General features: G+C 66.7%; 23 protein-coding genes and 1 riboswitch. Of the genes, 13 read left to right on the plus strand and 10 right to left on the minus strand.

The features are described from left to right. From dmpE to BDO18943_RS16300, 4 genes are all read right to left on the minus strand, one after another. The gene (gene dmpE / locus BDO18943_RS16285) at positions 1 to 783 is read right to left on the minus strand and encodes a 2-oxopent-4-enoate hydratase (protein ID WP_175023293.1); all 783 of its coding nucleotides are present in this window, start codon (positions 781 to 783) and stop codon (positions 1 to 3) included. Positions 784 to 880: 97 nt separating this feature from the next. Next, a complete protein-coding gene (locus BDO18943_RS16290; protein ID WP_175023295.1) occupies positions 881 to 2,263 on the minus strand; it encodes a DUF1329 domain-containing protein in 1,383 nt (460 codons plus the stop codon). 40 nt (positions 2,264 to 2,303) lie between these two features. Further along, complete coding sequence (locus BDO18943_RS16295) at positions 2,304 to 3,869, minus strand: DUF1302 domain-containing protein (RefSeq protein WP_175023297.1); 1,566 nt, start codon at positions 3,867 to 3,869, stop codon at positions 2,304 to 2,306. A gap of 156 nt (positions 3,870 to 4,025) precedes the next feature. Continuing rightward, complete coding sequence (locus BDO18943_RS16300; RefSeq protein ID WP_175023299.1) at positions 4,026 to 4,805, minus strand: SDR family oxidoreductase; 780 nt, start codon at positions 4,803 to 4,805, stop codon at positions 4,026 to 4,028. 137 nt (positions 4,806 to 4,942) lie between these two features. On the opposite strand from BDO18943_RS16300, the gene BDO18943_RS16305 reads away from it, so the two are divergent. The 9 genes from BDO18943_RS16305 to BDO18943_RS16345 all read left to right on the plus strand — a co-directional run bounded on the left by BDO18943_RS16305 (position 4,943) and on the right by BDO18943_RS16345 (position 11,459). Continuing rightward, complete coding sequence (locus BDO18943_RS16305) at positions 4,943 to 5,779, plus strand: alpha/beta fold hydrolase (RefSeq protein ID WP_175023301.1); 837 nt, start codon at positions 4,943 to 4,945, stop codon at positions 5,777 to 5,779. Positions 5,780 to 5,845: 66 nt separating this feature from the next. Continuing rightward, positions 5,846 to 6,634, plus strand: coding sequence for an SDR family NAD(P)-dependent oxidoreductase (locus BDO18943_RS16310; protein WP_175023303.1), 789 nt, complete (start codon positions 5,846 to 5,848; stop codon positions 6,632 to 6,634). Positions 6,635 to 6,672: 38 nt separating this feature from the next. Further along, entirely contained in the window at positions 6,673 to 7,422 is a 750-nt protein-coding gene (locus tag BDO18943_RS16315) for an electron transfer flavoprotein subunit beta/FixA family protein (protein WP_175023305.1), read from the plus strand. A 16-nt stretch (positions 7,423 to 7,438) separates the two neighbouring features. After that, positions 7,439 to 8,383 carry an electron transfer flavoprotein subunit alpha/FixB family protein gene (locus BDO18943_RS16320; protein ID WP_175023307.1) on the plus strand — a complete coding sequence of 315 codons (945 nt, stop codon included), beginning with the start codon at positions 7,439 to 7,441 and terminating at the stop codon, positions 8,381 to 8,383. Positions 8,384 to 8,386: 3 nt separating this feature from the next. After that, positions 8,387 to 8,914, plus strand: coding sequence for an acyltransferase (locus BDO18943_RS16325; RefSeq protein ID WP_175023309.1), 528 nt, complete (start codon positions 8,387 to 8,389; stop codon positions 8,912 to 8,914). A gap of 95 nt (positions 8,915 to 9,009) precedes the next feature. Beyond that, the gene (locus tag BDO18943_RS16330) at positions 9,010 to 9,258 is read left to right on the plus strand and encodes a hypothetical protein (RefSeq protein ID WP_043186615.1); all 249 of its coding nucleotides are present in this window, start codon (positions 9,010 to 9,012) and stop codon (positions 9,256 to 9,258) included. 278 nt (positions 9,259 to 9,536) lie between these two features. Beyond that, entirely contained in the window at positions 9,537 to 9,836 is a 300-nt protein-coding gene (locus tag BDO18943_RS16335) for a hypothetical protein (RefSeq protein WP_043186617.1), read from the plus strand. Between the two features lie 190 nt (positions 9,837 to 10,026). Beyond that, positions 10,027 to 10,671, plus strand: a complete 645-nt coding sequence (locus tag BDO18943_RS16340; protein WP_043186620.1) for a DUF1326 domain-containing protein — start codon at positions 10,027 to 10,029, stop codon at positions 10,669 to 10,671. Further along, positions 10,668 to 11,459 (plus strand): DUF2182 domain-containing protein, encoded by a 792-nt coding sequence (locus BDO18943_RS16345; RefSeq protein ID WP_175023311.1) that lies wholly within the window; start codon positions 10,668 to 10,670, stop codon positions 11,457 to 11,459. The genes BDO18943_RS16340 and BDO18943_RS16345 overlap by 4 nt, the downstream gene beginning before the upstream one ends. A gap of 15 nt (positions 11,460 to 11,474) precedes the next feature. On the opposite strand, the gene BDO18943_RS16350 is transcribed toward BDO18943_RS16345, so the two are convergent. Continuing rightward, the gene (locus BDO18943_RS16350; protein WP_374101918.1) at positions 11,475 to 11,942 is read right to left on the minus strand and encodes a cupin domain-containing protein; all 468 of its coding nucleotides are present in this window, start codon (positions 11,940 to 11,942) and stop codon (positions 11,475 to 11,477) included. Between the two features lie 306 nt (positions 11,943 to 12,248). Further along, positions 12,249 to 12,710 carry an Lrp/AsnC family transcriptional regulator gene (locus BDO18943_RS16355; protein WP_175023312.1) on the minus strand — a complete coding sequence of 154 codons (462 nt, stop codon included), beginning with the start codon at positions 12,708 to 12,710 and terminating at the stop codon, positions 12,249 to 12,251. A 116-nt stretch (positions 12,711 to 12,826) separates the two neighbouring features. On the opposite strand from BDO18943_RS16355, the gene BDO18943_RS16360 reads away from it, so the two are divergent. After that, positions 12,827 to 13,459, plus strand: a complete 633-nt coding sequence (locus BDO18943_RS16360) for a LysE family translocator (protein ID WP_175023313.1) — start codon at positions 12,827 to 12,829, stop codon at positions 13,457 to 13,459. On the opposite strand, the gene BDO18943_RS16365 is transcribed toward BDO18943_RS16360, so the two are convergent. The 4 genes from BDO18943_RS16365 to BDO18943_RS16380 form a co-directional block, all read right to left on the minus strand. After that, positions 13,456 to 13,881 carry a DUF6331 family protein gene (locus BDO18943_RS16365; protein WP_175023314.1) on the minus strand — a complete coding sequence of 142 codons (426 nt, stop codon included), beginning with the start codon at positions 13,879 to 13,881 and terminating at the stop codon, positions 13,456 to 13,458. The two genes, BDO18943_RS16360 and BDO18943_RS16365, sit on opposite strands and share 4 nt — an antisense overlap. 35 nt (positions 13,882 to 13,916) lie before the next feature. Further along, the gene (locus BDO18943_RS16370; RefSeq protein WP_175023315.1) at positions 13,917 to 14,762 is read right to left on the minus strand and encodes a GNAT family N-acetyltransferase; all 846 of its coding nucleotides are present in this window, start codon (positions 14,760 to 14,762) and stop codon (positions 13,917 to 13,919) included. Between the two features lie 352 nt (positions 14,763 to 15,114). Then, positions 15,115 to 17,043 (minus strand): TonB-dependent receptor domain-containing protein, encoded by a 1,929-nt coding sequence (locus BDO18943_RS16375; RefSeq protein WP_175023316.1) that lies wholly within the window; start codon positions 17,041 to 17,043, stop codon positions 15,115 to 15,117. Between the two features lie 342 nt (positions 17,044 to 17,385). Then, positions 17,386 to 17,578, minus strand: a riboswitch (cobalamin riboswitch). Positions 17,579 to 17,668: 90 nt separating this feature from the next. Further along, positions 17,669 to 18,727, minus strand: coding sequence for a helix-turn-helix domain-containing protein (locus BDO18943_RS16380; RefSeq protein WP_175023317.1), 1,059 nt, complete (start codon positions 18,725 to 18,727; stop codon positions 17,669 to 17,671). A 166-nt stretch (positions 18,728 to 18,893) separates the two neighbouring features. Between BDO18943_RS16380 and BDO18943_RS16385 the strand changes: the two genes are divergently transcribed. The 3 genes from BDO18943_RS16385 to BDO18943_RS16395 are packed head-to-tail and all read left to right on the plus strand — an operon-like array spanning position 18,894 to position 20,897. Beyond that, the gene (locus tag BDO18943_RS16385) at positions 18,894 to 19,238 is read left to right on the plus strand and encodes a hypothetical protein (protein ID WP_175023318.1); all 345 of its coding nucleotides are present in this window, start codon (positions 18,894 to 18,896) and stop codon (positions 19,236 to 19,238) included. Further along, a complete protein-coding gene (locus tag BDO18943_RS16390; RefSeq protein ID WP_175023319.1) occupies positions 19,228 to 19,860 on the plus strand; it encodes a Dabb family protein in 633 nt (210 codons plus the stop codon). The genes BDO18943_RS16385 and BDO18943_RS16390 overlap by 11 nt, the downstream gene beginning before the upstream one ends. Before the next feature lie 44 nt (positions 19,861 to 19,904). After that, a complete protein-coding gene (locus tag BDO18943_RS16395) occupies positions 19,905 to 20,897 on the plus strand; it encodes an NADP-dependent oxidoreductase (RefSeq protein WP_175023320.1) in 993 nt (330 codons plus the stop codon). The last annotated feature ends 13 nt before the right edge of the window (positions 20,898 to 20,910 follow it).

A 20,910-nucleotide genomic window follows, 5' to 3' on the forward strand; every position in this document is an offset into this window, starting at 1 on the left:
TCAGATAAAGCGGACGTCGCAGCTGCCGATGCCGGAGATGTGCATCGACAGCGCATCGCCGGCCGTGACCGGAATCAGTTTCGCCAGCGAGCCGGACAACACGATCTCGCCGGCGAGCAGCGGCACGTCGTACGCGGCGAGCGTGTTCGCGAGCCACGCGACTGCATCGGCGGGGTGGCCGAGCGCCGCATCGCCGCGCCCTTGCGCGACTGGCTCGCCGTTCTTGTCGATCGTCATCTCGCACGCAGCGAGATCGAGCGTGCGCGGATCGACGCGCGCGTCGCCGAGCACGTACACGCCGCACGACGCGTTGTCGGCGACGGTGTCCTCGATGCGGATCGCCCAGTCGCGGATGCGCGAATCGACGATCTCGAAGCAGGGCGCGACGGCGGCCGTCGCTGCGATCACGTCGGTGCGGTCGATGCCGGGGCCGCGCAGGTCGCGCGCGAGGATGAACGCGATCTCGCCTTCGGCGCGCGGTGCGATCAGCGTATCGGCAGGAATCGCGTCGCCGGCCGCGCAGTGCATGCCGGACAGCAGGATGCCGAAATCGGGCTGGCGCACGTTCAGCATGTCCTGCACGGCCTGGCTCGTCACGCCGATCTTCTTGCCGACCACAGCCTCGCCGTGTTCGACCCGGCGTGCGATGAAGCGCTGCTGGATGCGGTAGGCGTCGTCGAGCGACAGGCGGCGCGGGCGGCTCGACAGCGGCGCGACTGGCGCGCGCGCGTGCCACGCGGCGTACAGCTCGTCGCCGAGCGTCGTATGCAGGCGGGAAGACATGAAAGGGCCCTCGAATCTTGAATGGAACAGGCCGCCGTCGCGGGCGGCGTCGTGCGCCGGAGCGGGGCTCCGGCGCGTGGGGCGCGGGTGTGGTGCGTCAGTTGCCCGAGCTGCGGATCCCGTCCGGCGAGAAGTACGCCTCGGTGAACTGCGGGCTGTTGTCGAGCTTCGGCATCGGCCCTTCGTTCGTCAGGCGGTCGGCCATGTACGCGCCCGAGACGAGGTCGTGGTAGAACACGACGCCCGGATAGAACGTCTTCGCATCGAACGCGTAGAGCGTCGTGGCAACGTTGGTACGCCAGAGCTGGCCGCGCGCGTCATAGTTGTCGGCGAGCAGCGTGATCCACGAATCCTCGTCGAGGTACAGCACCCGCTTCGCATACTGATGGCGATAGCCGTTCTTCAGCGACGCCTGCAGCACCCACACGCGATGCAGTTCGTAGCGGATGTAGGACGGATTCTCGTGGCCCTTGCCGAGCAGGTCGCTGTACTTGACCGACGTGTCCATCGCCTTGTAGTTGTCGTACGGCACGTAGATCTCTCGCTTGCCGAGAATCTTCCAGTCGTAGCGGTCGCCCGAACCGTTGAAGAGACGATCGTCGTCGACGGTGCGGAAGCCGCCCGGCCCCATCGGCTGGTCGTAGCCGTATTCAGGCGCCTGCCGCACGCGCCGCGTGCCGGGGTTGTACATCCACGTGCGCGACGCGTTGTCCGCACCGGCCTTGTCCCAGTTGGTGAACGACAGGATCAGCGAGCCGCGGTCGGACAGCGGCAGGTCGGTGGCGACGCGCGCATAGGTGCGGTTGTTCAGGTCGCTCTTCACGTCGTACTTGCCGACGTTGCGCGGCGAGTAGATGTCGTAGCGCACCTTGCCCCAGGCCATGTTGCCGTCGGAATAGACGACCGCCTGGTCGTAGGTGGCCTGTTCGGTGCCGATCGCCGACGACATGCGCTGGTTCCACAGCAGCTCGGTGGCGCTCTTCGGGATCGGGTACGGCACCTGCGGCGGCGCGTTGGTGAGCCCGTTCGCGTCGGACGTCATCGTCGAGTCGGGCGCATAGGTGCGGATGTCCTTGTAGACGGCATCCGTATAGCGGAAATCGCGATGGCTCGGATAGACGACGATCTTGAAGGTGGCCGGATAGCGCTTGAACATGGCCTTCTGGCCGTCGGTCAGGTGCTCGGCGTATTGCGCCATGTTCTCGGCGGTGATCGTCGCGACCGGCTTGTCGCTCGCGAACGGATCGGGGTAGCGGCCGCCGCGCTTGTACTGCACGTCGGGCGGCGTGCCGAGCCACTTGCCCGACCATTCGGGCACGCCGCTGTCCTTGCTGGCGGCGCGCACCGCGCCCATCGGCGTCAGTGGGCCGTCGAGCGCCTTCAGGTCATCCGGGGACACCTTCGGGAACGACGCCGTCGCGACGACCGCGCACGCGGCCATCACCGATGCGCGCAGGAGGGGGAGATGAATGCGTTTCATGACTATCCTCATCTTGCTGGGTGACGAGCGGCCGGGCCGCTCAGAAGTGGTAGGTCGCCGTGGCGAGCACGTAGTCGCGATCGGCGAGCGGCCGCGTGGCGGGATTCGGCGAACCGAGGAACTTCGCGTAGACGAGCGACAGCTGCAGGTTGCTCAGGCGCGTGAAGGTCACGCCGGCGGTCACGCGGTGGTCGCCCTGGCCCGTCAGCGAGCCGAGCGCGCCGGCCAGCGGCGACGTGCCCGTCAGGTCGTGTGCGTAGGTCAGCGGCACGTCGAGATCCCAGCCGTTGAACACGTTCTTGTAGCTGAGCGTCCACGCGACCTCCATCGCGAGCGCGTTGCGCGAATTCGCGAGCGTCGTCGAGCCGTCGAGCGCCGAGATGCTGCCCGCGTGCACGTACGTGAGTTCGCCGGTCAACGACTGCGAGTTCGCGAGGAAGCTCGGCCCGATCGAGTAGATGCCGGACAGGTTGGTCTGCAGCACGTTGGCGCGCGTCGACTGCGGGCCGGTGGGCGTGTTGACGAGCACCGCCGCGCCTTGCCGATACGACACTTCGCCCGCGACGTTCACCGGGCCGACCTGCGTCGAGAAGCTCGCGCCGGTCAGCTTGATGTTGCTGAAATAGGTCTGCTGGTACTGGAGCGTCGGGAAGTACGTCGTGACGACGCTCGGATTCATGTCGTTGTAGTGCAGGTGGTACAGGCCGAGCTCGGTGTCGCCGAGCACGCGGAAGCGCGCGCCGATCCCCCACTGGTTGCGTGCGCTCGGCTTCTCGTCGGGGCCGCGCGGAATCACCATCCCGCCCGGGCCGATGATGTACTGCGCGCCGGGGCCGGTGACGTCGGAGTAGCTCCAGTACGTGCCGGGCGCGGTCAGCCGGTTCTGCTGGAACGAGAACTGGTAGTAGGCGAGCAGGCTGAAGCTCGGCGTGATCTGCCACTGCGTCGAGATCTGCGGCACGGGCAGCAGGATGTCCTTCACCTCGGCGCCGGCCATGTACGACTTGGTCGCATCGGACGGCCCCTGTGCGCCCGCGATGTTCGGGAAGAACAGGCTTTCGCCCCACGCGACGACCTGGTCGCCGACCTTCACGTTCAGGCTCGTCGAGCCGATGTGGAACGTGTTGTACGCATACGCGGCGAGCAGCGTCGTGTGGCCGCCCGACCAGTAGCGCGCGTCGCTCGTGAAGTCGTTGTACTGGCCCGAGTGGTTCACGGTGCCCGGCGCATCGTTGTAGTTCGGGCGGTGATAGGCCTGGTCGTAGAACGTATCCGCGCGGACGAACACACCCCAGTCGTCGTGCTTCAGGTTCACTTCGCCGAGCAGGCTGACCTGGTTCTCGATCAGCTTGTTCTTCGCGAAGTTGCGGTCGCCGTCGTCGCCGTTGATGTTCGCCGGCGTGAGGAGATTGCCGCTCGGTGCGCGGGTGCGCATGCCGAGGCCGTAACTGAGCGTGAACGTGTAGTCCAGCGTCGTGTCGGCGCCCAGCTCGATCGTGCTGCCGGCGTGCGCGCTGGGAACGGCGCACGTCAGCAACGCGGCGGCCAGCGTCGACAGCGTGGCGGTTGCCCGCTTGTCGGTACGGCGCGAAATCCGTTGATGCATGGTGTCTCCTCTTGGGGGTATCGACGACGGTCGACTGTGTGTGTTGTCGTGAGAGGCAGAGTAGGGAGATCGCGGTAGCAGGGAATCGTCAAAATGAACTAGATGACTTCCCTAGGACTGGCAACGATTCGCACCGCACCGTCGGGAATGCACGCATCAACGCGCGGCCGCTTGCGCCGCCCGCAGGAACGCAGGCCGCTCGCCGCCGCCGTCGAGCCGCAGGTTCGCGCCGGACGTGTACGACGCGTCGGGCGATGCGAGAAACAGGCACGCAGACGCGACGTCGTCGGGTGTCGCGAGCCGTCCGGCGGGAATCGTCGCGCGGATCGCGTCGAGCGCGTCGTCGTCGCCGTAGTGGCCTTCGGTGGCCGATTCGGTCTGCACGAGGCTCGGGCTGATCGCGCATACGCGCACGCGCGGCGCCCACTCGACCGCGAGCGACGTGACCGCGTTGACGAGGCCCGCTTTCGCGGCGCCATACGCGGCCGTGCCGGGCGACGGACGCGACGCGCTGACGCTCGCGATGAACAGCATCACGCCGCCTGCCGGCTGCGGCTGCATGATTGCGTTCACGCGCTGTGCGAGTTGAAGCGGCGCGATCAGGTTCAACCGCACGATCGATTCGGTGAAGCGCGGAGAAGCATCGGCCGCGAGCGCGAACGGCGAGCCGCCCGCGTTGTTGACGAGCACGTCGAGGCCGCCTGCCGCATCGTGGATCGTCGCGAGCATCGCGTCGACCTGTTCGATGTCGCGCAGATCGGCCGCGACGAACGCCGCCGTGCGGCCGCTGGCCGACGGCGGCGTGTCGGGCGCACTGCGTCCGCAGACGAACACGCGCGCGCCCGCCGCGAGAAACCGTTCGGCGATGCGCCGCCCGATGCCCTTGGTGCCGCCCGTCACGAGCACCGTCTTGCCGCTGTAGTCGAATCCGTTCATCGTTGCCTCCGTTTCGGTGGGCCGATGATAGGAAGAAGCGCGCGCGGCTTCGTAGTCTGAAAGGATGATGCCGGCCGGCGCCGGCGGCGCAATCATCGTGGCAGGCATCCATCGAACGACGAAGGAGACAACCCGCGATGACGATTCCCACGACGCCGCCGGCCGGCATCTTCACCGACGTGCCGGGCGGCCTGCGCCTGCACCACTACGAGGCGGGCGAAGGCCGGCCCGTGGTGTTCATCCACGGCAGCGGCCCGGGCGCCAGCGGTTTCAGCAACTTCAAGCACAACGTGCCCGCGTTCGCGGCGGCCGGCTATCGCGCGATCGTCGTCGACCTGCCGGGTTACGGGCAGTCGTCGAAGCCGGCCGACATTGCCTATACGCTCGATTTCTTCGTCGGTGCGCTGCATGCGCAACTGAACGCGCTTGGAATCGGGCCGGCCGTGCTGCTCGGCAACTCGCTCGGCGGCGCGATTGCGCTCAAGTACGCACTCGACTACCCGGACGAAGTCGACGGGCTGATCATGATGGCGCCCGGCGGGGTGGAGGATCGCGACACCTATTTCCGGATGGAAGGCATCCAGCGGATGGTGAAGCTGTTCACGAATCGCCAGATGAATGACGACACGATGCGCGAACTGCTGACGCTGCTCGTGCACGATCCGGCGATCGTCACAGACGCGCTCGTCGCCGAGCGGATGAAGGTGTGCGTCGAACAGCCGACCGAAGTGCTGTCGACGATGAGCGTGCCGAACCTGACCGACGCGCTCGGTGACCTGCGTACTCCGGTGCTCGGATTCTGGGGCACGGACGACCGCTTCAATCCGGTCGGCGGCGCGCTGAAGTTCCTCGAACGCTGCCGCGATGCGCGCTTCGTGCTGATGAACCGGTGCGGCCACTGGGTGATGGTGGAGCACGCCGACTATTTCAATCGGGAATGCCTCGATTTTCTTGCGACGCGGAATACGCGATAACGCCGGATGCCCTTGACGGCCGGCCTCGATGCAGGCGGCCTGTCTGAACAAATATATGGAGACGACATGAAACTCATCGAAGACCTGTTCGACCTGCGCGGCAAGGTCGCCGCGATCACCGGCGGCGCGCGCGGCATCGGCGCGGAGACCGCACGCACGCTGGCTGCCGCCGGCGCGAGCGTCGCGATTCTCGACGTGCTGTCGCAACCGGCCGAAGCGCTGGTCGAGGAAATCCGCGCGCAGGGCGGCCAGGCGGTGTTCTGGTCGCTCGACGTGACGCACGAGGCCGACGTGGCGCGCGTGTTCGGCGAGATCGTCACGCGCTTCGGGCGCCTGGACGTGCTCGTGAACAACGCGGGCATCGAAGGCCACAACGTGCCGACGCACGAACTCACGCTTGCGCAATGGCAGCGCGTGCTGGACGTGAACGTCAACGGCGTGTTCCTGTGCACGCGCGCGGCGATTCCGCATCTCGACGCGGCCGGCGGCGGCTCGATCGTGAACCTGTCGTCGATGTACGGGATCGTCGGCGGGCCCGACGTGCCCGCGTATCACGCATCGAAGGCCGCGGTACGGATGATGGCGAAGGTCGACGCGATGCTGTACGCGGCGAAGAACATTCGTGCGAACTCGGTGCATCCCGGCTATATCCGCACGCCGATGCTCGAGGAAGCGTTCCGCCAGATGGGGCAGGATCCCGATCGTGCCTTCGAGTACATGCAGACGAATGTGCCGATGGCGAAGATCGGCAGTCCGCGCGACATCGCGGCCGGGATCCTGTATCTCGTGTCGCCGGCAGGCCGTTACGTGACGGGCGCGGAACTGGTGATCGACGGCGGGTTTACCGCGCGCTGACGCAACGCGGCGCACGCAACGGAACAGGAGACAGGCAGTTGAAAGCGCTCGTGGCAGTGAAACGCGTGGTCGACGCGAACGTGAAGGTCGGCGTGAAATCCGACCGGACGGGCGTCGACATCGCAAACGTGAAGATGTCGATGAACCCGTTCGACGAGATCGCGGTGGAGGAAGCCGTGCGGTTGAAGGAGGCCGGCGTCGTGACCGAAGTGGTGGCCGTGTCGGTCGGCGTCGCGCAGGCGCAGGAAACGCTGCGCACGGCGCTCGCGATCGGCGCGGATCGCGCGATTCTCATCGAATCGAATGAAGGCGTCGAGCCGCTCGGTGTCGCGAAGGTGCTGAAGGCGCTGGTCGACAAGGAGCGGCCGCAACTGGTGATCCTCGGCAAGCAGGCGATCGACGACGATTCGAACCAGACCGGGCAGATGCTGGCTGCGTTGGCGGGTTTGCCGCAGGCGACGTTCGCATCGAAGGTGATAGTGGCCGACGGTAAGGCAACGGTCGCACGTGAAGTCGACGGCGGCGCTGAAACGCTGTCGCTTCAACTGCCCGCTGTCATTACCACCGACCTGCGCCTGAACGAGCCGCGCTACGTGACGCTGCCGAACATCATGAAGGCGAAGAAGAAGCCGCTGGACATCGTGAAGCCCGACGAGCTCGGCGTGGATGTGACGCCGCGTCTGAAGGTGCTCAACGTGAACGAGCCGCCGAAGCGCGCGGCCGGCGTGAAGGTGCCGGACGTGCAGACGTTGGTCGGGAAGCTGAAGACCGAAGCCAAGGTGCTGTAACAGGGAGCGCAAGGACATGACGATTCTGGTGATTGCGGAACACGGCAACGCGTCGATCAAGGCGGCAACGCTGAATGCCGTCGCTGCCGCACAGGCGCTCAATGCAGCGGGTGGCGGCGACGTTCACGTGCTCGTCGCAGGACACGACGCGCAGGCGGCGGCCGATGCGGCAGCGAGGATCGCGGGTGTGTCGAAGGTGCTGCTGGCCGATGCGCCGCAGCTGGCCGACGGTCTGGCCGAAAACGTCGAAGCAACGGTGATGAACGTCGCGACGCGCTACTCGCACATCGTTGTGCCGGCGACGGCCTACGGCAAGAACATCGCGCCACGCATTGCCGCGAAGCTGGATGTCGCACAGATCTCCGAGATCACGGCGGTGGTGTCGGCCGATACGTTCGAGCGCCCGATCTACGCGGGCAACGCGATCGCGACGGTGCAGTCTAGCGATCCGGTCAAGGTGATCACGGTGCGCGCGACGGGTTTCGATCCGGTGGCAGCCGTTGGGGGCAGCGCATCGATCGAGAAGATCGAGGCGGCGGCCGACGCTGGCAAGTCGCAGTTCGTGAGCCGTGAAGTGACGAAGCTTGACCGTCCGGAACTCACGAGCGCGAGCATCGTCGTGTCGGGCGGCCGCGGGCTGGGCAGCGGCGAGAACTATACGAAGGTGCTGGAGCCGCTGGCCGACAAGCTGCATGCCGCACTGGGCGCGTCGCGCGCAGCGGTCGACGCCGGCTACGTGCCGAACGACTACCAGGTCGGCCAGACCGGCAAGATCGTCGCCCCGCAACTGTACGTCGCGGTCGGCATCTCGGGGGCAATCCAGCATCTGGCCGGGATGAAGGATTCGAAGGTGATCGTCGCGATCAACAAGGATCCGGAGGCGCCGATCTTCAGCGTGGCCGACTACGGTGTGGTCGGCGACCTGTTTGCACTGGTGCCGGAAGCGGTCGCGGCGCTCTGACCGATGCCGCTGTTCGAATTCAACGGGATGCGGCCGCGCGTCGATCCGTCCGCGTATCTCGACCCGAGCGCGGTCGTGATCGGCGACGTGACGATCGGCGCGCGCTGCTACATCGGCCCGCATGCGAGCCTGCGCGGCGACTTCGGCGCGATCGTCGTCGAAGACGGCAGCAACGTGCAAGACGGCTGCGTGTTGCACGTCGGGATTGGCGAGACGTGCCGGCTCGGCGTGAACAGCCACATCGGCCACGGCGCGATCGTGCATGGGGCGACGCTCGAATCCGACACGATGATCGGGATGAACGCGGTCGTGATGGACGGCGCGACGATCGGCGCGACGACGATCGTCGCCGCGTGCGCGTTCGTGAAGGCCGGCTACGACGTACCGCGCGGCGTGCTGCTCGCGGGCATGCCGGGGCGTGTCGTGCGGCGGCTGAGCGACGCGGAGATCGATGCGAAGGCGAACGGCACGCGGATCTATCAGCAACTGGCGGCGGACTGCCTGAGGACGATCAGGCGGGTCGACGGGTGAGCGGGCATCCGGGCGGGTCTGGATGCGACGGATTGCCGGGCAGGTTGCCGTTGCCGTAAGATCGGCACAGGCTTTCCCATCGGCATTCGCGTCACATGAAAAAGAACGTTCGTTTGCGGCTCACGGTCATTGCGTCGGCATTTGCCGTCTACAGCGTTTACATGCACATCCAGCAGTTCATCAGTGGTTGCGTGTGGGTCAGGGGCCATCAGCGCTGCAGTTTCGAAAACAGCGCGAATTTCGAAGGCTGGATGGATCTCGATCTGATGATCGCGTGCTGCTGGGTCGCGGCGGCGGTGGTCGGCTGGATTGCCGTTGTGCAGGCTGCGAAGAAGCCGGGTTGAAAGGCTGGCGCTTCTTTCACGCAAAACCGATCGCTGTCAATCCGTGACAACGATCGTCCATGCGGCATCGCCGCAATCGTCAGTGCCGCACCCGGATCCTCGCGCCGCAGGGGCAACCGGCCAACGGGATCGGGTTCCGGTCCGTCGACGCGCTGGTCGGCGCAGACGCCGGCACGCGCCTCGCCACCCATCCGCCGCCATCGGCTGTCGTTGTGCTTTTTCCTTCCGTACCGGGATAATGATCCGGCGTCGCGCACGCTGCGCGCGGGGAGGCTCCCATGCAATTTCCGACGGGTTCGGTGGTCGCGCTCAGTTCGGCCGCCGCGACGATGTTTTCGATGGGCATGCTGTTTCTCGGCTACTGGGGGTGGCACGAGCCGCTGCCGTGGCGGTTCGGCGACTACGTCGTGATCCTGCCGGCGCTGGCCGGGTTCGCATGCCTCGTCAGTGTGCCGTTTCTCGCGACATCGCCGATGAAGACACCCGACGACGAGTCGCGGATGTTCGTCGCGCGGCGCGTGTTTCTGTGCGGCGCAAGTGCGTTGTGGTGTGCGATCGTCGCGTCGCTGGTCGTGTGAGATTCGCGCGAGATTTGGCCGAGCCGCCGCCCGCCGGCGCGGCCCGGCGCAATCCTGTCGAAGCGTCTTGCATGAGCGCTGAAAACACGGTTTTCACGCGTCGATTCGGGCCACAATCGCGGCTTTGATTTCCCCTTTGGCGTGCACTAAATTCGAAGCGTTCACGTGTCACCGAGCGCGAGGTGGAGTCATGACGCCGTGGGAGATTCAGGGCATCGAATTGATCAATTGCAATTGCTCATACGGTTGTCCCTGTCAGTTCAATGCGTTGCCGACCAACGGCAATTGCGCAGCGATGGGGGCGATTTCGATCGACAGCGGCCACTACGGCGACGTGGTGCTCGACGGCGTCCGGATCGCGGTCGTGTTCGAGTGGCCGGGGGCGATCCACGAGGGCGGGGGCCGGTGCCAGCCGATCGTCGACGAGCGCGCCAGCCCGGCGCAGCGCGACGCGGTGCTGAAGATCATGACCGGTCAGGATACCGATCCATTTGCGACGATGTTCTCGGTATTTGCGTCCACGCTCGAGCAGGCGTTCGATCCGATCTTCACGAAGATCGATTTCGACGTCGATGTCGACGCGCGGCGTGGCCGGATTCACGTCGACGGCGTGTTCGACGTCGCGGGCGATCCCATCCGCAATCCGGTGACGGGCGCCGAGCATCGCGCGCGGATCGACCTGCCGAACGGTTTCGAATACGAACTGGCCGAGATCGGTTCGGGTACGTCGCGCTCGCAAGGCCATATTCCGCTGACGCTCGACGGCACCTATGCACAGTTCGCGCGGCTGCACCTGAACAACCACGGGTTGATCCGGCATCGCGTCGCGGCATGATTCCCGTCGGTCACTGGCTCGCGCGCGAGCGCGTCATCACGCTGCTCGGCATGGCGACGCTTGTCGGCCTGTGCTGGTTCTACCTGTGGAGCGGGGCGGGCACCGGCATGTCGGCGTTGGAGATGACGACCGTCGCGCTCTTTCCGCATCGCCTGGCGAACGTCATGGGCAGCATGGATCCGTCGCTGCCGACCGTGATCGTGATGTGGTGGGTGATGATGATCGCGATGATGACGCCCAGCGCGGCGCCGCTCGTGATGCTGTACCGGCGTGTGCTGCGGCAACGTGGCGCGGACGGGGCGGGTTCGGCGTTCACGTCGGTGTCGCTGCTGAGCGGTTACCTGGCCGCGTGGCTCGCCTTCTCGATCGGCGCGGCGTTGCTTCAGGCGATGCTGCAGCCGACGGGGCTGATCTCCGCAATGATGCTGTGGTCGAAGAGCGCCGTCCTTTCCGCGATCGTGCTGGCGCTGGCCGGGCTCTATCAGTTCTCGCCGCTGAAACGCGCGTGTCTGCGGCAATGCCGGGCGCCGGCCGGGTTCCTGGTCGCGCACTGGCGACCGGGCGTCGCGGGCAGTTTCCTGCTCGGCGTGCGGCACGGCCTGTATTGCGTCGGCTGCTGCTGGTTGTTGATGGCGCTGCTGTTCGTCGGCGGCGTGATGAATGTCGTGTGGATCGCGGCGCTGTCGTTGATCGTGTTCGCGGAAAAGATCCTGCCCGGCGGCGAACGTATCGGGCGTGCGCTGGGCGTCGTACTGATTGCGTGGGCCGGGGTGACGCTGATCGTGTGACAGGCGATGCGTGCGTCACGCAGGAGCCGTGCCGAGATCCACGAAGACCTTGTCGGCGCCCGCCTTGTACAGCCGCTTGCCGAGCTTCGGATAGTCGCACACGTCGTGTTCCGGACGGTCGCCCGCCACGAGATAGACCAGCGGCAGATCGCCGGTATTCAGCATTGTGTGCGCGCTGCCGCCGCGCGGAAATCCCATGAAGTCGCCCGGGCCGATCGCATAGGTGTGGCCATCGACGACTGCTTCACCGGTTCCCGACAGGATATAGACGCATTCTTCCGCGTAGAGATGCCGGTGGTATTCGGTGGATTCGTGTCCGGGCATCAAGGTCATCAGATGGAAGCCGAGTTGTGTCAGCCCGGTTGCGTCGCCAAGCGATCGCTTCAGGCGGACAGCATTGCCGTTCAACGGATGGACCGAATGTTCCGGTTCCATCGCTGCGATGTCGGCGGCTTTCAGCACCTCACGCGGGGTGTTCATCATCTGTCCTTTCCGGGAATCGGGGCGCCAGTGGTGCGGCAAGTATGAATCATGGGGGCTGGCGTTGGCGACAGCGTTTCTGCGCGATGCTACGTAACGCAGGGCCCGCGTTACGCACGCGTTACCTAGGGCGAAAGGCTTGATCGCCGCTGTGAGGTTGAAGCCGGAGGCCACGCGTCGCGCCCCGGAAGGCCATCGGGGCGCGACGGCCTGGCGGCTGGACGAAGTCGTCAGGGATGCCGATCGTAATGGCACGATAGCTGCTTGTCGGGATGATCGCGCTGAAAGCGAACGGGGCTTTTCGATGCGTCAATCGCGCGTGATGTCGCGCTGCGACGGCGGCCGCGCCAAACCGCGCGCGGGCAGCGGCGTCGACATCACGATCGACGTGCGTGTTTCGCCGTACAGGTTGATGCGTTCGATCAGTTGCTCGAGATGGGACATGCTGATCGCGACGAGCCGCATCATGTACGAGTCCGCGCCCGTCACGTGGTGACATTCGACGACTTCGGGAATCGTCTCCAGCAACCGGAGGAATTTTGCTTTCGCCGGTTGCTGCACCGTGATGCCGATCAGCGCGCTGACCGGATAGCCGGCTGCGGCAGGATTGATCCGGGCCGTGTAGCCCTCGACGACGCCGGCCGCCTCGAGACGCTTCACGCGTTCCGTTACCGCCGGCACCGACAGGTGCACCTGGCGCGCCAGCTCCGTGTAGCTGATGCGGCCGTTGGCCTGCAACAGCGCCACTACCTTCCAGTCCAGATCATCCATCGAGGCGGGTTTTTTTAAGGTGGAGTAGCCATTTTTCCTTAAAAACCGCATTCAGCGATGACCGGACTTTCCCTACGATGCCTGTTCAACACATTACATGTCGCAAGGAGCAGGCAATGCTGTTCATCAAATCCGTCGTGATGGGGCTGTCGATCGCGGTGCCGGTCGGCCCGATCGGCATGCTGTGCATCCAGCGCAGCCTGAGCCGCGGCTTTCAGGCGGGATTCGCAACAGGCGTCGGCGCCGCTTGCGCCGATGCGATCTACGGCTTGCTCGGTGCGCTCGGCATCGCGGGTATCGTCACAGCCTTCCCGATGCTGACCGTCGGGTTGAAAATCGGCGGCGGCGCGTTCCTCGTGTGGCTGGCGTGGACCATCGCGCGTCAGGCGCCGGCCGCGTCGACGCTGCAACGCGACCTGCCGCGCACGTCCGTCCTGCGCGATTTCGTGACGACGTTCGGCCTGACGCTGTCGAACCCGATGACGATCCTGTCGTTCGTCGGGATTTTCGCGGCGCTCGGCCCGCTGTCGGGGGGGCGGGAAGGGGCGATGGGATCGGCCGTGGCGCTGATGGTCGCCGGTGTGTTCATCGGTTCCGCGACGTGGTGGCTGTGCCTGAGCAGCGCGACCGCCGCGCTGCGCACGAAGATGTCGTTCGCGTTCATGCACGGGCTGTCGCGCGTGTCGGCCGCGGTCATCGCGGGATTCGGCGTAATTCAGGTCGTCGCGGGCATGCGTGGTGTCATCTAGGTTGACGCATCGCGCGCATCGCGTTGCGACCGGATGGCGTCGACCGTCGTCAGGAGATGCGCGAGCAACTCGAGCATGACCGCTTTCGGAAAATACTGGTTCATTCGGGTGCTGACGACGAGATCGGACGGCAACGCGTCGATCGAACACTGAACCGTCAGCAGCTCGTCAGCGAGTTGCACCAGCGCTGCGCGATCCCGCGTGCCCACCGCACCCGCGATCTCGTCCGGCCAGAAAACGAACGCGTCGATGCCGCAGCATTCGGCGACGCAGTCCGTCTCCAGTGCATCGAGCAACGGCATGATCCCTGCCAGACAGGGATCGATCGCGACCGCCTGCGCCTGCTCGCCCGTCAGGTCGCCGAATTCGATCCAGCGATCCGGGCCGATGCTGATGTCGTTCTTGTGTGGTTTGCCGTTCATGGGTTGACGCTCGACAGGTTCAGTTTTCGTGACGATCACCCCAGCTCGAACGACGTGACCCCGAACACGCGATCGAGCGCAATCGCCGGTGGGTCGTTCGTGTACATTCGCGCGGTTTCGAAGACGCTCGTCATGCCGTGCCGTTCCGCCAGCGCGACGGCCGCCGGGTTCGTTTCCGGCACGTCGAGCACGATGATCTCGCCGGGCATGCGCGCCGCCAGCGCGCGAAACAACCCGGTGGCCACGCCCGCGTCATCGGCGAACAGCGGGCCGATCTTGCAGCCGGTCTTGCAGCGGCGCACGACACCGTATCCGGCGACACGGCCGGCGTCGAGCGTCGCGAGCGCAACCGCATCCGGCTGCGCGATCCACGCGGCGACGAAACGCTCGCGCGCCGCGGGAAAGCACTGGCGATCGTAGGCGAGCAACTGCTCGAACGGGACGTCGGCCGCTGCCACCACGTGCGCGCAACCGATGCCGCCCACACGCCCCTCGTAGCGGATATTGCGGTACGCGAGCTCGAATCCGGACTTCCGGTAGTTTGCCTGCTGGGCCAGGACACCATCGAGCCCGATGTTGCGGACGCCGAGGTACCGCATGCCGTGTTGCCAGATTCGGATGCCAAAGCCTTGGCCGCGGAACCCGGGTTTCACGATGTAGAGACCGATGAAGCCAAAGCGTTCGTCGTAGGCGACAGCCGCGAGGCACGCGACCGGCTCGCCGCGCCAGACGCCGACGAAGAACCCGGCCGGGTCCGCATTCCTGAAACAGGATGGATCGTGCAGGCCGGGGTTCCAGCCTTCTGCAGCCGCCCATTCGACCGACATGGCTACCTCGTCGGCCGACATGGTGCGCACGATGAAGTCTCCGCCTTGATCCATGGTTCACTCCAGTCGCCGCGCTCGAGATTGCGTGTTGCGTGACGGAATAGGTATCGGGGAAGCGCGGGCAGGCTGCCTCCGTGGCTGCCGATCGGGCCATCATAATCCCAAGAGCGGGGATGAGCGTGGGGCGGTCACGCAGTGCCGGAATGGATGGCCCGCGATCGGTTGACGCGGATCGCGTGGCTGCGCTTGGCGAATATCGGGGATTTGGAGCGAGGGGGCAAGCGCCAACCACTTGATGAAGCCGGTGCGGACGCTGTTGTAAGCCAATCATATGTCCGGTGGCGCTGGACACAGCTTTCCGACGGGCGGCCAAGCTGCACGTCGCACCAAGGCCGTCCCGCCCCGATCAGAACGTATAACTCACCTTCCCGAACGCCGTCCGCCCGAGCGTGTTGTACCCATACGCGGTCATGTACTGCCGATCGAACAGATTCGACACCGTCGCCGACACGGTCAGGTGCGAATTGATCCGATACGAAGCACGCAGGCCCACCGTCAGATACGACGGCAGATAGGTCGAGTTCGCCGGATCGTCGAACGTCGTCCCGCCATAAAGCAGCGACGCCCCCGTGCTCAACGCATGCAGATGCAGTTCGTCCCACGTGTGGTCGATGTTGAGGCTGACCGTCTGGCGCGGCCGACGGTTGAGCCACGAGTCGTTGGTCTCGTCCTGCGGATTCAGGATCCCGACCGCGACGCTCACCGGCGTCGAGCGGCCGATCGTCCCCTTGTACGACAGGTCGATCCCGCGAATATGCGCGCGACCGATGTTCATCGGTGAGAACGTCGCCGGGTTGTACGCGATCAGGTTGGTGACCCGCGTGTCGTAGATCGCCGCCGTGAACGTGCCGTACGACGTGTTCGCATCGACCGCAGCCTCGACCGACGTGTTGCGTTCCGGGCTGAGATTCGGATTGCCGTAGCCGGGGTAATACAGATCGTTGAACGTCGGCAGCCGGAACGCATTGCCGTACGACACGCGGGCCGTGTACACCGGCGTGATCGCCCAGGACAGCGCCGCGTTACCCGTATTCACCGACTGCCCGGCGATGATTTCATGACGCCCCGCGAGGAACATCGTCACGCTGCCAAGCGTCGCGGACTGGTGCAGCGAGAACGCGGAATCGTTGCGCGTCGGCACGCCGTTCGGAGCGTCGACCGGCAGGAACGCCTGCTCGCGCGTGAAGTCGTACGCGAGCTTGGTCTCGCCCGACAGCGGCAGCCCGAACAGATGGAATCCGCGCTCCTGATGCGTCAACGACGTCGACGTGCTGATGCGTTGCGAATTGATCTGGTCGGTCGGGATGGTCGGATCGCTTGCATAGAGGAACTGGCGATCGTTCGAATAACCGAAGGACTGGTCGAACTGCGTGTCCGGCGTGATATCGAGGTGGAACGCGATACCGGTCGTCAGCTGATGATCGAACTGGCGGTTCGCATAGCCGCTGTTGTCGTAGGACAGATCGGAGCGGTGATACAGCGCGAACGTCGAGATCGACCAGTTGTCGCGCGCGTAGCCGAGGCGCGCGTCGAGATCCTGCGCGTGGTACGGGTTGCGGCCGTCCTCATGACCGTACGCGAACGGCCGCGTCGCATCGATGCCGGCCGTGTTGTACGAGTGCAGGCCGAGCGAGTAGGTGAGCCCGCCGAGCGCGGCGAGCGGCCCGGTCGACGGCACCGTGCCCGACGTGCGGAGCTGCGTGTCGAACGTCTTGTTCGACCCGCCGCCGAACGACACGGTGGTCTGGTTCGGCTGGTTGCCGGCGCGGCGCGTGAAGAGCTGCACGACGCCGCCCATCGCGTTGGCGCCGAACGACGCGGCGGCCGGCCCCGAAATCACTTCGACACGTTCGAATGCTTCGGTCGGCAGGTCGGACCACGGCGCGATGCCGGTGGTCGACGAGCCGATCCGGATGCCGTCGATGAACACGGCAACCTGGCTTGCCGACGAGCCGCGGATGCTGACCGACGCGGACGAACCCGGGCCGCCGTTCTGCGAGACGGTCACGCCGGGCAGCGTCGCGAGCGCTTGCGTGATGCTAGGGTCGCTCGGCGACAGCCGGTCGAGATCGGTACGCGTCAGGACCTGGGTCGTCGCATAGCGCTGGTCGAACGACTCGGGCAGCCGCCGCGTGTCGGTCACGTTGATCGTCGGCAGGTCGGTGCCTTCGGCGGCCGGGGCCGGTTGCGACGCCGCGGCGTCGCCGGCGGCGTGGGCGAGGGGCGACAGGAGCGCGGTCGCGGCGGACGTGGCAAGGAGGTGTCGAATCTTCATGAGGCTGTCGTTGTTGTCGGGCTGCGCATGCGTCGATCGTGAGCGGGCGGCGGGCAGCGCCGGTCTTGTTATCGGTGATCGGGTTATCGCGGGACCGAGCCCCGTGCGCCGTCGCTGTGGGCATCGGCGCGGCGCATGCCGGCGGGCGCGATCGAGATGGAACGGCACGCGCGAGCAGGCGGGCCGTGCATGCCGGCGGCGTGCCGGCGCGACGCTTCCGGCGCGGAAGCGGATGCGGTAACAGTGGACATCGGGCGGATCCTGAGGTCGGGCCGTCCATGCAACGGGCGACCGCCAACGGCGGTGCCGAGCGCGCCGGGACACCCCGCCCGGTGCGGCTGCTTGGACCTCGGGTCGATGGCAGGTCTCCTGGCTCGCGGGTCGTCATTCGTGCCGGCCTTCCCGGTTTCCCAGTGGCATGCAGTGGCACGGATTCGCCGCTCACAGTTGCGGGGGCAGCCGCAGATTCGAGGTGGGGCCTCTCCTGCGTTCCCTTTTGATCCCATCCCTGGGAACCATCAGCGCGCAAGGGTAATGGCGTGCGTTCCGGCGCGTCAATTGTCCGGCCGCGCGGGGATGCGAAAAAACGTCATTACCGCGCAAAAAACTTTCGAAATCCTTTCTTTTATGCGTCGGCGCTGCGTTTCATGTCTGACGAAACGGGAGGGCACGCAGCGGTGCAATCGCGCCTGAACCGGCTCGGCGCGATACCCGTCCACCGGACGAACGCGCGGCGGAACGCTTCCTCGCCGCCGAATCCGAGATGGGCAGCGATCCGCGCGACCGCCCAGTCCGACTCGCGCAGCCAGCGTTGCGCGGCCTCGGCGAGACACTGCTCCCGCAGCGCTTGATAACCGCTTCCTTCGGCTACCAGCCGCCGCCGCAGCGTCGCCTCGCTGACGCCGAGCCATGCGGCCAGCTCGGCGAGCGCCGGCAACGCCTGCTCATGCGCGAGCGCGGCATCGAGAAAACCGCGCACCTGCTGCGCCCACGACACGACGGCCGGTGCCGCATCGATCAGACGAAACGGAAAATCGACGAGAAATGCGTCGAGCTCGGCCGGCTGCCGGATCACATGGCATTCGAGCCGCGCCGCATCGAATGCGAATCCATAGGTTTTGCGGCCGACCTCGACCGGCGCATTGAACAGCCCGAGCAGCGGCATCGCGTCGTCGCGGCGCGGATGGCCGAGCCACACGTCGATTGGCCGCAACGGCTGCCCGATCAGCCAGCCGAACAGCTGCAGATAGCAGAACAACCCGGTCAGGTCGACGAGGCACGCGGCCGGACTGCGCGTGCGGCGCAGCGAATCCATCCGGAACGTCGCGCGCCCGTCGCGCACCGCGAGCGACAGCGCGCCGGCGCGCGGCGTCAGCATCTCGCAGAATTCGCGTGCGCAGCGGATCGCGTCGGCCAGCGTCGCGCAGCTCAGCAGGCAGCGGCACATCAGGTCGACTTCGCGCTTGCGCATCGGCGGGTGGCCGTCGCCGCGCGCGACCTGCGCTTCGAGCCGTTCGATCGCGTCTCGGTACAGCGCGATGAAATCGCCCGACGTCGTCGCCGGTTGCGGCGGCTGTGCGTCGCGGTCGGCCGGCGGCGCGCCGCTGCGCGTGAGCTCGCTCAGCAGGCGTGCGCCGAGGCCCGGCAGGACGCGGCCTCGGGCCGGCATGGCGCGCTGTTTCATGAGTTTCCCGATCTGAGCGTTGCGACAGGGGCGGGTGAGCGGGCCGATAGGGGTCCGGGAACCGTCACCACGCAAGAATGCTATCCACGCCGACTGCCTTCGGCCTCGCCGGAACGGCGTAGGCCGGCGCGCATCCCTGTAACGAACGACCACGGACGACACGCGAATGATCCAGATCGTAGACGAAATCACGCTCGCGCCCGAGCGCATTCCCGACGTGCTTGCACTGCTGCGCGACCGTTACCTGCCGGGCCACGCGGCGCGCGGGCTGACGGCGGCCGGCCGCTGGGTATCGCCGCCCGTCGCGGTGCCGGGGCAGCCGAGCACGCTGTGGCTGACCTGGCACGTTGCCGACGCGCCGGCCTACTACCGGATGCGTGCGCTGACGGATGCCGACGTGGTCGGCTTCTGGATGGCCGTCGACGCGCTGTGCGACGTGCGCCGCCGCCATGTGATGACGGATGCCGATGCGCCGCTGCCCGCGCTGACGGAGGTCGATCATGCGGCATGACACGGCACAGGTATTCGTGTCGGCGGATCGCGACGCCGACGCCATCGAACGCGCGCTGCACGAAGCCGCGCACGCACTGACGGGTGCGAAACGCGTGGCGCTGGCGCGGAATCTGGACGGCAGCTGGGGCGCGGGCGACTACACGCTCGACGTGCTGCGCGACGAGTCGGCGGCCGACGGCACGGCGGCTTTCGCCGCGCTGGCGCACCTGCCGGGCATCGCGCGCATCGATGGCGCCGGTTGCCGCGCGATCGGCGGCGGCCTGCGCGAACCGGCGCTGCGCGACGGCGTGTGGCGCACGCTGATGCTGCGCGTGCGGCCGCAGGCGAGCGCAGCGCAGATTGCTGCGCTCGAACGCGAACTGCTGCAGATGCCCGCGTTCATGCCGGGCATCCGCAATTGGCGCCTGAGCCGGATCGTGACGCCCGGCGTATGGACGCACGTGTGGCAGCAGGAATTCGCACACGTCGGCGATCTGCTCGGCGAATACCTGATGCATCCGTATCACTGGGGCTGGGTCGATCGCCGGTTCGATGCCGAAAGCCCCGACTGGACGGTCGATGCGATCTCGCATGCGTTCTGTCCGCTCGCGTCGAGCCTGCTGGCCGAGACGGCGGCCTGACGCGCAGCACACATCAAGCTGACAACAACCCTGGAGACACGAAGATGCGAGCCCTGTTGATCGACCGCGTCGGTCATTCCGACGCCTTGCGGATGGCCGACGTGCCGGCACCGACGCCGGGCCCCGGCGACGTGCTGATCCGCGTGGCCTACGCGGGCATCAATCCCGCCGACTGGAAATGCCGCGAAGGCTACCTCGGTGCTTTCATGCAATACACGTTTCCGTTCGTGATCGGCTTCGATGCGGCCGGTGTGGTCGAAGCGGTCGGCGACGGCGTCGACGGTTTCGCGCCCGGCATGCGCGTGTTCGCGCAGACCGACGTCGGGGCGGGACGCTGGGGCGCGTATGCGGAATTCGTTGCGGTGCGCCACGACTCGGTCGTGCGCGTGCCCGACGCGGTGAGCCTGGCGGAAGCCGCCACGGTGCCGACGCCTGCACTCGCCGCGTGGGCCGGCCTGTTCGACGACGGCGGGCTGCGAGCGGGCCAGACGGTGCTGGTGCACGGCGGCGCGGGCGCGGTCGGCACGTTCGCGATCCAGCTCGCGGTGCAGGCCGGCGCGCGCGTCGCGGCGACGTGTTCGGCGCGCAACCGCGCGACGGTCGAGTCGCTGGGCGCGGCGGCCAGCATCGACTATCGCGAGCAGGACATCGCCGCGGCGCTGCGCGCATGGGCGCCCGGCGGTGTCGACCTCGTGCTCGACGCGGTCGGCGGCGACACGCTGCCCGATGCGCTCGACCTGCTGGCACCGGGCGGCACGCTGGTCACCATCATGACGCTCGCGGCCGGCGATGCGGAGCGGCTGGCCGCGACGGCCGCCGAAGCCGCCCGGCGCGGCCTGCGCACCGCGATGACCTATAGCCGGATGCCGAGCGGCGGCACGCTCGCCCGGATCGCGGAGCAGCTCGACAAGCGCGCACTGCGCGTGCCGCGTTTCGACCGTTTTCCGCTCGAACAGGCGGCCCGCGCACTCGATCTCGTTCAAACGGGCGAGGCGAGAACGAAGCTGGTGCTTCATGTTGCGGATATCGCCCGCTGAGCGGCCCGCACGC

The sequence above is a fragment of the Burkholderia aenigmatica genome, assembly GCF_902499175.1.
Classification (GTDB): Bacteria; Pseudomonadota; Gammaproteobacteria; order Burkholderiales; family Burkholderiaceae; genus Burkholderia; species Burkholderia aenigmatica.